Genomic DNA, 13,552 nt, shown 5'->3' on the forward strand with positions numbered 1-13,552 from the left:
ACGACATGCCTGGCGATTTAACACGCGATTTTCCCGGTCAGCCGCTACTGTGTGCAGGTGGGCTTTTATCCCGCGCAGACGGGCGTCGCTGACAAGGAACCAACTATGTTTAAAACGACCAGGCTGTCCTTCACCCTCGCCGCACTGCTGGTGAGTGCGGTCGTACAGGCCGACATCGAGGTGCCTCTGGGCAGTACGCAGCGCGTCACCCAGTTATTCGCATTTCCCAATAACTGCAACGTTATCTGCTTTCGGCCATGGACACTGGAGCAGACCGCTGAGCACTACTTGAACCAGAGCCTGCAGCGTGACGGCTACAGCCGCGCCAGGGTCAGTGTGAAAACCCACGATGGCCAGGTCTGGGCGAATTTCAGCGGCGTACCGGACACCTACGGCCAATCCTTGACCACCTTGCTCAATACCGCCGACCTCGCTTATCAGGGTGCCAGCCGGCTCAACAGCGATGGCAAGTGGGCTTATAACTGGTACCTGTTCCTACCGCTGGGCATGGCCCTGGAGAACCGCAAGAGCATCGAACTGCTGCACTTTCCTCCGGACTACTCGCTCACCCAGGCCCAGGACTACCTGGAGTCGGCCACCACTGACCGCTGGGCGGCCTTGCTTACCGACAACGGCATCCCGGCCAGCGAGACACCGGCTTACCAGACCATCATCGATATCGCGCCCATCGCCGCACCGTCCAATGCAGGCAAGGCTCTTGAGAACGTCTACAGCTACTTCACCGACTATCAGACCCGCATGGTCAAGGAACTGAGCCTGCACGCCAACGGCTCGCTGCCGATGGTGGCGTTCGGCGCGCCGGTGCGCAGTTGGCTCAAGCAACAATACGGTCAGAACGTCGGCGTGCTGGAGCTGACCCAGATCAGCCCGACACCAGGCACGAGCGTGTCAGTGCTGGGCGCCAACCACCCCAGCTACATCTGGTACGCGGCGGATCCGGCAAGCTATGACGGCGATGAACAAAAGGCCGACGAGGCCGGATTGAAAGTAATGGGGCAGGATTTAAGCGCGGCCTGCTGGCAAGCGGGCATGGGCCAGAAACCCGCCAGCGATGCGAATGTGTTGCTCAAAGCCTGCTTGAATACCTGGCAGGTCACACGCAAGGAGCAGACCTGTGAGCTGTTCTTTACCTCGGTGCGCAACCTGACCCCGGAGCAGGCCAATACCAAGTGCGCCACACCAATTATCAAGGCGCAATTGAAGCAGCTGAAAAACGCCGCACCGCCCCCCACCGTTACCTCTCCCGCGCTTTAACGCGAACCCGCGGTTTCTACTGTCAGATCTGACAGTAGAAACCGGCTTCAACTTCGGCGAGTCTTGGCTTGCGCCCACTTGCTGCAAGACTGGCAGTCAGAACACCCCAGATCCATGCAGCCCAATTCAGGAGAGTGATGAAGACTCAAGCCATGGATAAGGCTAAAACGGCAGTGAATGACTGCCTCTACCCCTTTGAGACGCTGCAGGTGGAACAGGGTTACCCCTCGACCGCACAATTCAAGGTCGTGCGATACCCTAATGGCAAGCGGGGTGGCATCAAGGCTCGCATCGACTTTGACAGTCGAGTACGCATCGCTCTGGTTTCAGGCTACGCAGTCAGCGAGCGCCGGGCGCATACGCTGCAACTGTCGCCGCGTATTCACTTGTACGATAGGTGGTTCTGCGGCCTGATACGGCACTCCTGCAAGCCGAACGTGCTCCTGGACACCACGTACATGGAACTATGGACCCTGAACACCATTACCGCAGGCAGCCTGCTGACCCTGGATTACGCCATTACTGAAGACGCGCTTTACCGGCAGTTCGCTTGCCATTGCGGCGAGCTGAACTGCCGGGGCTGGATCACCGGCAGCAAAGAGCCGTTGAACGCCCAGGGCCTGGCCTGGTGGCGTGAAAACAAACGGCCCTAGGCTTCGCCCAACGGACGCAGGCGGTATTGCGGCGGCAGTTGCTCGAAGCCACTGATGGTGGTGTTCAAGCTCTTCCAGCGACCGTCCTTGATGCCGTAGATGCAGCCATGGATCGACAGGCTCTGCCCACGATGCCAGGCATTTTGCACAATGCTGGTGTGACCGACATTGGCCACCTGCTGGATCACATTGAGTTCACACATGCGGTCAACGCGTTCTTCTTCAGTTGGCAGTTGAGCCAGCAGTTCGCGGTTCTCGTAGTAGAGATCACGAATAGTGCGCAGCCAGCCGTCGATCAGGCCGAACTGGCGGTCCTGCATCGACGCACGCACGCCGCCGCAACCATAGTGCCCCGTGACGAGGATGTGTTTGACCTTGAGCACGTCCACCGCATACTGAATCACCGACAGGCAATTAAGGTCGGTGTGCAGCACCACGTTAGCCACGTTGCGGTGCACGAACAGATCACCGGGCAACATGCCGACGATCTCATTGGCCGGCACCCGCGCGTCGGAGCAACCGATCCAAAGGTATTCCGGGGTTTGCTGGCGGGCGAGCTTGGCGAAGAATTCGGGATCTTCCTGTTTGATCGCATCCGCCCAGCGTTCGTTGTTATCAAGCAGGTCTTGTAGTTCGTTCATCAGGGAAAGCCTCAGGAATGATGCGCAGTTTTGTGACTGACAACCCCTCGTCCGGGTCACGCCGAGTGTTAATTAGCTTGAATCTTTAGGACGCAGCGCCTGTCCACACACTATAAGCCCCACAGTATGAGGATTGGCCATGACTGAATCACGACGTCCCTACGGCGCAACCCAGCCGGAACCGATCGACGACAACGAAGACCGCATGGGTTCGATGCGCGAGCTGGATTTTGACGAAGAGGACCAGACAGCGGAAATCGGCGATGAAATCCCGCGTGGCGAGCGCGAGCAGCTGATGCCCGACGAACGGGTGCGAGAGGCCGGGATGACCGGGGCCTCGACCGCTGATCATGAATCAACCGATGATGATATGAGCCCGGAAACGCTGATTCACGAGGATGGCGCGCGGGATGCCAGGGAAGCAGGTGAAGATAACCCGGCGGATTTTGACCTGAGTATCGTCGACGAGGACGAAATTGGCGGCGGCAATGGCCTGGATGAGGCCGAGCTGGCCGATATTGACCCTGTAGACGGTAACCGCTGAAAAAACGCGGTTCAACATGTGGGAGGGGGCTTGCTCCCGATGGCGGTGTGTCAGGCACTTAATAAGTCACTGCCCCATCGCTATCGGGAGCAAGCCCCCTCCCACATTGGTCTGTGTGTTCAGTCGACCAGGGTGCAGGCCATCACGACTGCATCTTCGCGGCCACCCACAGCCGGGTAATAATCCCGGCGACGGCCAATCTCATTGAAGCCATAGCGCTCATATAACCGAAACGCCCCGGTATTGCTGTCCCGCACTTCCAGGAAGCATTCCCGCGCGCTGGCCGCGTAGGCACGAGACATCAGGTGCTCCAGCAGCGCCAGACCCAATCCGCGCCCCTGGTTTTCCGGCTTGACGGTAATGTTCAGCAAATGCGCTTCATCGAGAATGATCTGCACCACCCCATGGCCCACTTGCTGCTCGCCTTCGAACATCAGCCAGATCTGGTACTTGCCCAGCCCGTCGAGAAAGATCCCTCGCGTCCAGGGATGGCTGAACGCTGCGTATTCGATTTTCAGCACCGCGTCGAGGTCGGCCTCGGTCATCGGGCGGAAGGATAAAGCCTCACTCATCAGTTGTTTTCCAGCGCGCCATCAGCCGGCGCATGGCTTGCCAGACATCAGCCTTACGCTGTGGCTCTTCCATTAATAATTCCAGACCCGGCAGGGCCCATACCGAACCCAGGCTGTCGACCTGCAGTTCGCGGTACCAGGCCTCGGCATTGGCTTCACCGGCAAACCGCACGGCAGGCAAGCCGATCAGCCACAGGCACACGCAGGGTTCGTCTTCCAGACGCGCCGAGACAAAGCCCTGGACAAAATCCCGCGCAGCTTCCGGGCCCTGATCCATGGTGCCGCGTACCAGCAGCGGCCAGCGCACCGGCTCACCGATGATTTGCGGGCTGTCGGGCAGGCCGGCGGCGCGCAGCATGTCCTTGAGCAGCAGGTAGGCCGGGTCGCGCGACTGGAAGCGCTCGCCGGTGGGCAGCTCCACCAGCAACAGGCAACGCCCGGCCCGCAGCAATTGCAGGGCAAAGCGGGGCGGCGGCACTACCGGTGCCTTGACCACCGGCGCAGCCTCCTCCACCACCTTGGCAGCCTTGGTCACCGGCGCAGGGCGTGGCACTTCGATCTTTGCCCGTTCGACCGCCGGGCGTGTTTCGACTGGGGGCTTGACCACCGCCACAGGCGCGGCCGCCTCTTCCCCTGACGACTCGAACGCCTCATAGGGCTCAAGCGCCTGCAACAACTCGGCCCGAGATGGCGCGGCAAACGGCAGTTCGGTGCGGGGCAGCCAGTTGACCACCTGCATGGCGGTCAAGTAAGCGCGACGTCGGGACTCGATAAGCACAGCTCGGCCACTTGTGGATAAGTAAAGAGCGGGGATTCTACCGCTGTTCGGCAACAATCGCCCACTGCGCACTGACCGGCTGTGGATAAATCCCGCGTCTGATGCAGTACAATCGCGACTTTTAATCGCCAACCAGCCGGCCATTCCCATGATCGAACCCAAGCGCGTCCTGCGCGCCCTCGCCGAACACTGGGCCTTACTTGAGCCTCTGTGCGAACACTTCGACCAAGGCACCCTGAGCCTGAGCGAGCTGCGCGCACAATTGGCCGCCCAACAACTGGACAGCACGCCCCAGGACATCACCAGCCTGCTGGACGTGTGGATTCGCCTGGATATCCTGGTACCTGTCGCCAAGAGCCCGAACCGTTTCGAGCTCAACGCGCAGATCCACGACTTCCTCGCTTATCTTCGCAAGGAGCACCGGCTTGGCCTGTGCCTGGAAATCGAAGCCTACCTGCGCCACCTCGAGCGTCTGGCCGGTTATATCCAGGACGCCTTCGACATCCGCGACGGCCATGACCTGGCCCGGCAACTACGCTTGCTGGATATGCGCGTGCGCGACGTGCTGAAAAAGCTTGCCAACGACGAACAGGCCCTCGCCGCCGTGGCCGATCGCGCCAAGACCAGCGACCGCCAGATCCCGTTGCGCCAGCGCTACGCCGAGGTGTTGGCAACCTGGGACGAATACGTCGAGCCGATGATCCAGTTGGTGAACGCTGACGGCGCCTTCGAGCAAGGCGTGCGCAAGGTGGAAAACGTGCTGCTGCGCATGCTCACCGAGCAACAGCGTCTTGGCCACCTGGTGGACGACGACATGCTGCTGCGCACCCACGCGCGCATCCTCGAAATGCAGACCAGCGCCCAGCTGACCTTGCGCCATGCGCGCGAGCTGCTGTTGCCGCTGCGCGAAGAAGCACGCCGGCATAACGCAGTGACTCGCGGCGCTGCGCTGGCCTTGTCGGCGATTCGCCGTAAAGGCCTGGACGCGGTGCCGCAAGCGGCGATGCCGATGTTCACCCGACCGCAAAGCACCTTCCTGGGCAGCGCCAGCCAGGTCGAGGCTTATGTGTATGCCCTGGCCAATTTCGAGCCGAAACCGGCGCGATTCCCCAAGGCGCACAAATCCCACAAGGGCGAGGCCCCGCGCGCCCCGCGTACGGTCAAGGAAATGCTCGAACGTTGCGAAGACGCCCTGCCGATGCCGGACCTGATGACCTGGCTGCTGGAGCAGGAGCCGGACGGCGCCACCGACGAATTGCTGTACTGGTTCTCACGCCTGTCCCGGGAAAAACGCTTCAAGCGCGAGCGCCTGGAACGTCGCGATTACCACACCCACGAGCATCAGGTCAGCCTGCGCTCCTTCGCCCTGCTCCCGGCCGGCGTTGACGCCACCGAGAATTCTGCGAGCACCCCTTATGCATCTTGATCTATCCGAACTGTCCCAGCTGGCGCCGATTTTTCGCGAGCTGTTCAAGGGTTACCACGTCAGCCGCCGCGACCCGGAGCTGTACGCGCAGCTGTCGAACTTCCAGGACCAGTACCGCACGCTGTTCAAGGCCTTGGGCTTTGAGCTGGTATGCGATACCCGCGGTTTCTACTACTTCGTCCCGGACACCGCCGTGGCTGCCGCGCAGGTCAACAAGACCGCCCAGCGCCTGGCCTTGTTTACCTTCATTATCGTCGAGCACCTGGCCGACCAGGGCCGCGACCCGGTTGCCGTGCTCGACGGCGGCAGCCTGGGGCGCGACGAATTGCCTTCGTTGCTGGAGAAGTACCGCGACCTGTTTATCCAGGCCGAAGTGCAGACCCAGGAAGAGCTCGAAGAAAAAATCATGCGTCGCATGACCCAACTCGGTTTTGCCAGCGAAGACAACGGTATCTACCGCTTCCTGCCACCAATGCACCGTTTCCTCGACGTGTGCCTGTCGGTGCAGCAGGACCGCGACCTCGCCGCCAGCGTGCACAGCGTATTGCCGCTGCCGGTGCCAGTGATCATCGACGAAGACAGCGATGAAAAACTGCTGAAGACCGATGACCCGCTGGACCTTAGCGCCTTCGATGAGGAAAGCGAAGAAGACGCCCTGGCCCGAGCCATTGCCGAAGAACAGGAAACCGACGTATGAGTAAGGAACGTTACGGCATCCGCCGCTTCGCCCTATTGAACACCGCCGGTTACAGCCTGGGCTTGTTCCCGCTGGAAGAGCCGCTGTCGGTGTATGGCGCGAACAACCTGGGTAAATCCGCATCCATCAACGCCTTGCAGTTCCCGATCCTGGCGCGCATGTCGGACATGAGTTTCGGCAAGTACACGCTGGAACAATCGCGGCGCTTCTACTTTGCCACCGACACCAGCTACATCCTGGTAGAAGTCTCCCTGCCCCACGGCCCGCACGTCATCGGCGTGGTCGGACGCGGGCCGGGCGGTGGTTTCGGCCACCAGTTCTTTGCCTATGCGGGCAAGCTGGACCTGGCTCATTACCAGAAAAACGACACCTGCCTGCGTCAGAAAGAGCTGTTTACCAACCTTGAGCGCGAGGGCCTCAAAGCCTACGAACTCAAGCCTGATGAACTGCGGCGCTTGCTGGTGGGCGGCCATACGTCGATCCCGCTGGACCTGACCCTGATCCCGCTGCGCTCCACCAGCGAACAGAGCTTGAAGACGTTCCGTGCGTTGTTTATCAACCTGCTGCACATGCGCGAAATCACCGCGGCCAAGCTCAAGCAACTGTTCCTCGACGCGTTCGAACACAGCTTGCGTTCAGGCAGTGTCGACTACATCGCTGCGTGCGAAGAAGCCTTCCGTGATGTACGACGCATGGAGCAGGACTACAACTCCCTGGTCGCCGCCGGGCCGTTGGTTGAAGCCTTGGCCAATGGCGTAAAACAACGCGACGCCTTGCGCGGCAAACTGCACCGCCTGTCACCGCTGCTGGATTCGTTGCTGGGCACCTGGTCGGACTACGCCAGTGCACGCAAGGAAGAGCTGACCATCCAGGCCGAGCACTACCGCAACGAGCAGGACGCGCTGCAGAACGACCAGCGTGGCGGTACTCAGGAACTGATGCGCCTGGAGCGGGAGATCAGCGGTATCCAGCGTTGGCTGGGCGAGCTGTCGGTACTCAAGCATCGCTTTGCCCTGGTGGATGACGTCAAGGTGCTGGAGCAACAGTTGCTCGCCGCCAAAGACGCCCACGATGAACTGGCGGGCGCATTGGCGCAGTCGCGACAGTTCAGCGCCGAGGACCTGGACGAGCGTCTGCGCGACCTGGAAAAGCGCTTGAAGTCGGTCAGGCAGCAACTCGATCACGCCGACAACAACAGCTATGCCAAGCTGCGCGAGGAGTTCTCGCAACAGGATGTCGAACGTCTGATGCGCCTGTTCAACAGCTCGTTGTTCAGCCTGCCTCTGGGTGAGCACGGCATCACGCTGGACGAGGACGGCCAGTGGGTCAAATCCCTGGAGCAGATCCTCGATGGCTTCAAGGGCGAGCGCTTTGAAGTGCCGGGGCTGTCCATCGACATCTCGCACATCGAGCCGCCTGCGTTGCAGGCCCTGGCCGACCGCGCCGCCTTGCGCGACCAGAAGGAGCGCCTGGAAAAAGAACTCAAGCAACTCAAAACCCAGCAGGCCGTAGCGTCCGACCGCGCGGCGAGCAAGACCCAGACCGAAGCGCTGTATCAGCAGGTGCTGGATGCTCAGAAGGCATTGGAAGATTTCCGCCGCACCCAGACCCTGAGTGCAGAAGAAGGCGAGAAGCTGGAAAACCTGGCGCAAATGGAAGCCGCCCAGGATGAGCTGAAGCGCTCCAGCGATGCCTTTACCGAGCGCGTCCAGCAATTGTCGGCCAAGCTGCAACTGGTCGGCCGCCAGATCGGCGATATGGAAGCCAAGCAACGCACGCTGGATGATGCGTTGCGTCGTCGTCAGCTGTTGCCGGCGGACCTGCCGTTCGGCACGCCGTTCATGGACCCGGTCGACGACTCCATGGACAACTTGCTGCCACTGCTCAATGACTACCAGGATAGCTGGCAGGGCTTGCTGCGCGCCGACGGCCAGATCGAAGCCTTGTACGCCCAGGTGCGCCTCAAGGGTGTGGCCAAGTTCGACAGCGAAGATGACATGGAGCGTCGCCTGCAGCTGCTGATCAACGCCTATGCGCACCGCACCGACGAAGCGTTGACGCTGGGCAAGGCACGCCGAGCAGCGGTGACCGATATCGCCCGTACCCTGCGCAATATCCGTAGCGATTACGACAGCCTTGAACACCAGTTGGCGCTGTTCAACCGCGAGATCAACAAACGCCAGGTCTCCAACCTGCAGAGCTTTCGCATCGTGCTGGCGCCGAACAAGGAAGCCCTCAAGCATATCGACCAGATCATCCACAGTGCTGGCCAGTATGAAGAAGGCGAAACGCTGTCGGTGTTCGACCTCAGCCAGAGCGCCGAGCAGGACAACAAGAACGAAGAGGCCAAGGAATACCTGGCGCGCCTCGTTGCGGCCAACCATAACCAGCTGGGCCTCAAGGACTTGTTCGAACTGGCGTTCGAGATCACCAAGGTGCACGGTCAGCCGGTGATTCATACCGACATCGATGGCGCCGCGTCCAACGGCACCACCATGACCATCAAGGCGCTGACCAACATGTATCTGTTGCTGCACTTGATGGACCGCGACCAGGCCGGCCGTGTGCGTTTGCCGTATTACCTCGATGAAGCGGCAGACATCGATGAGAAGAACCAGGCTGCCTTGCTGGAAACCAGCTTGCAACTGGGCTTCGTGCCGATCCTGGCCAGCGTGAAGCCGCAGGTTTCCGCCCAGGTGGCGATCGACCTGGAAGGCGGCAGCGGGCCGAACGGAATCTACATTGATGAGGCGGACTGGAAATACATCCGTCGCCATGATGTGGTGAAGGCGACGATGAATGTGCAAGCCGATGAGCCGGAGCTGGATGAGGTCTGACGCGTTGCGCTGACATGCAAAAAGGCCGCGATCTTTTGGATCACGGCCTTTTTTTCGGCTTGGGATTTGCGGTGTGTTTGTGGGCCTCATCGCGGGCAAGCCCGGCTCCCATAGTTAGAATGCATACTTGCCGAAAATGCATATCCCTGTGGGAGCCGGGCTTGCTCGCGAAGGCCGCGCATCGGTTTATTTACCGAGTGGAATCTTGGGCGCCCAGGTCAGCCACTCATCTTCAAACTTATCGAACAACGGGAAGGTCTGCTGTGGCCGTGCCGGGTTGCCCATGCGCTCGCCATCTGGCGTGGCAAAGGCGATACCGCCGGCCACCAAAGTCTCCAGGGACTCGGTGCGCACCGTCGCGCCCTTGAACAGGCCAAAGTCGAGACCGAAGCCGCTGGTGTTCCAGAAGCGACTGCCACTGCGTACCAGGGGGGCGTACTTGGGCTCGATCAGGATATGCACCAGCACACGGTCGGCGGTCTGGCCCAGCTCATAGCCGATGACCTTGCCCACGGTGACTTCACGGTAAGTGACCGGCACGCCTTCTTTGAGCGAACCACGGCGAGCGGCGCTGAGTGTCAGGCTCAGGCCTTGCTCCTGATGGACAGCCTCCGGTGGCTGATCCAGTGCAACAAAGTTTTTTTGCGGCCCGGCATTTTTCACCGCCGGCTGCACCTCGATGTATTGCCCGGTGACCAGGGTTTCAAGATTGGAGGTCTTCATCAGGCCCAGCTCCGGCTTGACCACCCAGAACTGGCTGCCTGCACGGGCGATACGATCAGCTACCTGAGTGATACGGGCGCGCAGCAATACAGACTGCATGTCGGCGCTGAGGTCGACGCTCTCGACCTTGCCAACATCCAGACCTTTGAAGCGTACGGCTGTACCGGGGCGCAGGCCGTCGGCACGATCGACCTTGATCGTCACCAGGGTGCCATGCTGATTCGCGGCGTCACGGTCGGCGAACAAACGGAAGCGCGGGATACGGTGCTTCAGGGGAACGTTGGGCTCCGGTGTTTCGAAGGCGATACCGCCGGCCATCAGGCTGGCCAGGGATTCGCTTTTGACCTGGATGCCACCGGTGAGCCCACCAGTGAGAGTGACACCGCTGGCGTTCCAGAAACGTGTCGAGCCGTTGACCAGGCCTTCATACTCTTTCTCGATATGAACGCCGATCACGAGTTGCTTCTTCTTGCGTGAAAACTGGTAGCTCTGCACCGAACCCACCTTGACCTGTTTGTACAGAATCGGGCTGCCGACATCCAGCGAGCCCAGGTTGTCGGTGAGCAGCACCATGTGCAGGCCGGGGGAGCGCAGGTCCAACGGCGGCGCCTTGGCGCGGGCCACATACTCACGTTGTGGCGGGGTGCCTTTGTCACCCGGGCGGATCGCGATGTAGTTACCTTTGACCAGTGCTTCCAGGCCGGTGATGCCTGCCAGGGAGATGGACGGCTTGACCACCCAGAATTGCGTGTCCTGGACCAGGTAGTCTTCGGCCAAAGGATCAAGGGTCAACTCGGCGCTGGCGCTGGACAGGTCCGGGTCGATCTTCAAGGTTTTCAGGCTACCAACCTGGATGCCTTTGTACATGACCGGGGTACGCCCGGCCTGGAGGCCTTCGAAATCGGTGAGTTTGACCTTGACCTTGATGCCGGCTGCGGCGGCATCGAAGTCCTCGTACAGGCGAAAAGGCAGGCTCGGGTCGGTGGGTGGGCTGTCTTGGCGATTCTCCGGCGTGGCGAAGGCGATACCACCGGCCACGATGCTTGAAAGCGATTCGCTGCGCACCTTCACCCCGGAGAGGTTGGCGTCGATGCTGATGCCGCTGGCGTTCCAGAAACGCGTGTGCTTGCGCACCAGGCTGGCGTAGGTCGGCTCGATATAAACCTTGATCTCGACGATGCTCTGGTCTTCGGACAACAGATAGCTTTTGACCTGGCCGACCTGAATCTGCTTGTAGAACACCGGGCTGCCACGGTTCAGCGAGCCCAGGCGGTCGGCCTTGAGCGTCAGGTGCAGGCCCGGCTTGGCGTCGGATAACGGTGGTTCTTCAGACAGCGCCTTGAACTTGCGCGTGGGCTCACCATCGCCCGGGCTGGCGGCGATGTAGTTACCCGAAACCAGGGTCTCCAGGCCCGTGATGCCGGCGAGGCTGACGCTGGGCTTGACCAACCAGAAGCGGGTGTTTGTCCTCAGATACTGCTCTACATCCTTGTTCATCTCGATGGTGGCGATCACCCCGCGATTACTGCCTTCGTCATCCAGGGCCAGGGTCTTGACCTTGCCGACGGTCATGCCTTTGTAGACGACTTCAGTCTTGTTGACTTGAATACCCTCGCCGCTCTCAAAGCGAACCTGAATCTCAAGACCTTGCTGGGAGTAGGCGCGCCACCCCAGCCAGCCACCGATGATCAGGGCAATCAGGGGCAACACCCAAATAGCCGACCAATTGGAGGCCGGGCGGGTTTTAGCTTTAGGCAAATCACTCATGGTCGTCGTCCGACTCCGTGTTATCCCAAATCAGTCGGGGATCGAAAGTTACTGCGGCAAGCATCGTCAAGATCACCACACTGGCGAACGCTGCAGCGCCGAGATTGGCCTCGACACTGGCAAGTCGCCCAAAGTTAACGACCGCCACCAGGATGGCGATCACGAAGATATCCAGCATGGACCAGCGGCCAATGAATTCGATAAAACGGTACATCACAATGCGTTGTTGCGCAGACAGCGGTTGGTGACGCTGCACCGAAAACAGCAACAGGCCGATGCCTACCAACTTGAATGTCGGCACCAGGATACTGGCGATGAACACCACGGCGGCGATAGGAAACATGCCGTGCTGCACCAGTTGGATCACACCCGCCATGATGGTACTCGGGTCACCTTGGCCGAGGGAGTTGACGGTCATGATGGGTAACAGGTTGGCGGGGATATACAAGATCGCTGCGGTGATCAGCAATGCCCAGGTACGGGTGAGGCTATTGGGGCGACGCGCATGGATCAACGCGCCGCAACGGGTACAGAGTTGCTCTTCGGTATCCGCTTCCTGCTTGTTCAATTCATGGCATTCGGTACAAATCAGAATGCCTGCATCAATCGCCCGCATGGTCATCCTCTCCTGACAGTGCTTGCCAGATCTGATGGGGCGACATGACCACCTCAAGCAGAACTTGAACCATTAATAAACTGACGAAGCAGACCAGACCCAGGCCGATCGTGATGGAGGCCATGTCGGCGAGCTTTACGATCGCCACCAATACGCCCATCAAGTAGACCTCCAGCATCCCCCAATCCTTCATATGGTGGTAGATGCGGTACAACAACAGCCCGTAACTGCGACCGATGTTCCAGCGGATGCTGAGCAACACTGCCAATTGGCAGAGCAGCTTGAGCAAGGGGATCCCCATGCTGCACAAGAACACAACGGCAGCAACGCCTTGCATACCGGTATCGAATAAGCCAACAACGCCGCTCCATACGGTGTCCTCCGAGGACTGCCCGAGTAGATTGAGCTGCATGATGGGCAAAAAGTTCGCCGGGATGTAAAGCAGCAGGGCCGCAAGTACTAAAGCAAGGCTCCGCTCGACCACATTGTGGCGGTGAGCGTACAACTCGTAGCCACAGCGTGGGCACTGGGCCTTTTCGCCAAGGGCGAGCGTTGGTTTGCGCATCAGCAAATCGCACTCATGGCATGCCACCAGCTCGTCCAGTGGTAAATCCGATACCTCAACGGCATCAACCAGATCGGGCATAGATAGGGCTCTGACTCTAAAAATAGTTAGGCGGCTATTCTAGTGCTCTGGCTCGGAAATAACTGTGCAATTTTGTCGGGCGATTGAGAGACGCCAGCGGTACGGGCAAGGGCAGACGCTTTTCGACCGCCCAAAACAAAACCCCTGTTTGCGTTAGCAAACAGGGGTTCTGGAATTTAATCTTGACGATGACCTACTCTCACATGGGGAAACCCCACACTACCATCGGCGATGCATCGTTTCACTGCTGAGTTCGGGATGGGATCAGGTGGTTCCAATGCTCTATGGTCGTCAAGAAATTCGGGTACTGAGTCGCGACCAGTTGGTCTCGCTTCAGCAAATTGGGTATGTGACAGCTTTCGGTGTTTTGTGAGCGT

The 13,552-nt window shown here is 60.0% G+C and carries 12 protein-coding genes and 1 rRNA gene; 6 read left to right on the forward strand and 7 right to left on the reverse strand.

Going from position 1 to position 13,552, the window contains the following annotated elements:
- Positions 1–105: 105 nt before the first annotated feature.
- Together QMK52_RS03710 and QMK52_RS03715 are read left to right on the forward strand one after the other, a co-directional pair.
- The gene (locus tag QMK52_RS03710; RefSeq protein ID WP_320403825.1) at positions 106–1,275 is read left to right on the forward strand and encodes a hypothetical protein; all 1,170 of its coding nucleotides are present in this window, start codon (positions 106–108) and stop codon (positions 1,273–1,275) included.
- A gap of 137 nt (positions 1,276–1,412) precedes the next feature.
- Positions 1,413–1,928 carry a hypothetical protein gene (locus tag QMK52_RS03715; RefSeq protein WP_005784520.1) on the forward strand — a complete coding sequence of 172 codons (516 nt, stop codon included), beginning with the start codon at positions 1,413–1,415 and terminating at the stop codon, positions 1,926–1,928.
- Here QMK52_RS03715 and can read toward each other — a convergent pair.
- Positions 1,925–2,569: a carbonate dehydratase gene (gene can / locus QMK52_RS03720; RefSeq protein WP_005784518.1), complete on the reverse strand. Its 645-nt coding sequence runs from the start codon at positions 2,567–2,569 to the stop codon at positions 1,925–1,927. The two genes, QMK52_RS03715 and can, sit on opposite strands and share 4 nt — an antisense overlap.
- Positions 2,570–2,708: 139 nt before the next feature.
- Between can and QMK52_RS03725 the strand changes: the two genes are divergently transcribed.
- Positions 2,709–3,113, forward strand: a complete 405-nt coding sequence (locus QMK52_RS03725) for a serine kinase/phosphatase (protein WP_194440005.1) — start codon at positions 2,709–2,711, stop codon at positions 3,111–3,113.
- A gap of 119 nt (positions 3,114–3,232) precedes the next feature.
- On the opposite strand, the gene rimI is transcribed toward QMK52_RS03725, so the two are convergent.
- On the reverse strand, positions 3,233–3,685 hold the full coding sequence (gene rimI / locus QMK52_RS03730; protein WP_005784514.1) for a ribosomal protein S18-alanine N-acetyltransferase: 453 nt from the start codon (positions 3,683–3,685) through the stop codon (positions 3,233–3,235).
- Positions 3,678–4,424: an energy transducer TonB gene (locus QMK52_RS03735; protein ID WP_194440644.1), complete on the reverse strand. Its 747-nt coding sequence runs from the start codon at positions 4,422–4,424 to the stop codon at positions 3,678–3,680. The genes rimI and QMK52_RS03735 overlap by 8 nt, the downstream gene beginning before the upstream one ends.
- A 187-nt stretch (positions 4,425–4,611) precedes the next feature.
- Between QMK52_RS03735 and mksB the strand changes: the two genes are divergently transcribed.
- The 3 genes from mksB to mksF are packed head-to-tail and all read left to right on the forward strand — an operon-like array spanning position 4,612 to position 9,423.
- Positions 4,612–5,889, forward strand: coding sequence for an Mks condensin complex protein MksB (mksB, locus tag QMK52_RS03740; protein ID WP_005784507.1), 1,278 nt, complete (start codon positions 4,612–4,614; stop codon positions 5,887–5,889).
- Positions 5,879–6,586, forward strand: coding sequence for an Mks condensin complex protein MksE (gene mksE / locus QMK52_RS03745; RefSeq protein ID WP_005784505.1), 708 nt, complete (start codon positions 5,879–5,881; stop codon positions 6,584–6,586). Before mksB ends, mksE begins: the two co-directional genes overlap by 11 nt.
- A complete protein-coding gene (gene mksF, locus QMK52_RS03750) occupies positions 6,583–9,423 on the forward strand; it encodes an Mks condensin complex protein MksF (protein WP_005784503.1) in 2,841 nt (946 codons plus the stop codon). Before mksE ends, mksF begins: the two co-directional genes overlap by 4 nt.
- A 186-nt stretch (positions 9,424–9,609) precedes the next feature.
- Here the strand turns inward: mksF and QMK52_RS03755 are convergent, their stop codons facing one another.
- The 4 genes from QMK52_RS03755 to rrf all read right to left on the reverse strand — a co-directional run bounded on the left by QMK52_RS03755 (position 9,610) and on the right by rrf (position 13,471).
- Positions 9,610–11,913: a PqiB family protein gene (locus QMK52_RS03755; protein ID WP_194440003.1), complete on the reverse strand. Its 2,304-nt coding sequence runs from the start codon at positions 11,911–11,913 to the stop codon at positions 9,610–9,612.
- Positions 11,906–12,529: a paraquat-inducible protein A gene (locus QMK52_RS03760; protein WP_005784498.1), complete on the reverse strand. Its 624-nt coding sequence runs from the start codon at positions 12,527–12,529 to the stop codon at positions 11,906–11,908. Before QMK52_RS03760 ends, QMK52_RS03755 begins: the two co-directional genes overlap by 8 nt.
- Positions 12,516–13,175 (reverse strand): paraquat-inducible protein A, encoded by a 660-nt coding sequence (locus tag QMK52_RS03765; RefSeq protein ID WP_005784496.1) that lies wholly within the window; start codon positions 13,173–13,175, stop codon positions 12,516–12,518. The genes QMK52_RS03760 and QMK52_RS03765 overlap by 14 nt, the downstream gene beginning before the upstream one ends.
- Before the next feature lie 180 nt (positions 13,176–13,355).
- Positions 13,356–13,471, reverse strand: a 5S ribosomal RNA gene (rrf, locus tag QMK52_RS03770).
- Positions 13,472–13,552: the final 81 nt, after the last annotated feature.

It is taken from the genome of Pseudomonas sp. P9_2, assembly GCF_034008255.1.
Classification (GTDB): Bacteria; Pseudomonadota; Gammaproteobacteria; order Pseudomonadales; family Pseudomonadaceae; genus Aquipseudomonas; species Aquipseudomonas synxantha_A.

Bases quoted from the DNA above. Each gene is read 5' to 3' on its own strand.
- QMK52_RS03710 (WP_320403825.1), top strand. From the start codon at position 106: ATGTTTAAAACGACCAGGCTGTCCTTCACCCTCGCCGCACTGCTGGTG.
- QMK52_RS03715 (WP_005784520.1), top strand. From the start codon at position 1,413: ATGAAGACTCAAGCCATGGATAAGGCTAAAACGGCAGTGAATGACTGC.
- can (WP_005784518.1), bottom strand. From the start codon at position 2,569: ATGAACGAACTACAAGACCTGCTTGATAACAACGAACGCTGGGCGGAT.
- QMK52_RS03725 (WP_194440005.1), top strand. From the start codon at position 2,709: ATGACTGAATCACGACGTCCCTACGGCGCAACCCAGCCGGAACCGATC.
- rimI (WP_005784514.1), bottom strand. From the start codon at position 3,685: ATGAGTGAGGCTTTATCCTTCCGCCCGATGACCGAGGCCGACCTCGAC.
- QMK52_RS03735 (WP_194440644.1), bottom strand. From the start codon at position 4,424: ATGCAGGTGGTCAACTGGCTGCCCCGCACCGAACTGCCGTTTGCCGCG.
- mksB (WP_005784507.1), top strand. From the start codon at position 4,612: ATGATCGAACCCAAGCGCGTCCTGCGCGCCCTCGCCGAACACTGGGCC.
- mksE (WP_005784505.1), top strand. From the start codon at position 5,879: ATGCATCTTGATCTATCCGAACTGTCCCAGCTGGCGCCGATTTTTCGC.
- mksF (WP_005784503.1), top strand. From the start codon at position 6,583: ATGAGTAAGGAACGTTACGGCATCCGCCGCTTCGCCCTATTGAACACC.
- QMK52_RS03755 (WP_194440003.1), bottom strand. From the start codon at position 11,913: ATGAGTGATTTGCCTAAAGCTAAAACCCGCCCGGCCTCCAATTGGTCG.
- QMK52_RS03760 (WP_005784498.1), bottom strand. From the start codon at position 12,529: ATGCGGGCGATTGATGCAGGCATTCTGATTTGTACCGAATGCCATGAA.
- QMK52_RS03765 (WP_005784496.1), bottom strand. From the start codon at position 13,175: ATGCCCGATCTGGTTGATGCCGTTGAGGTATCGGATTTACCACTGGAC.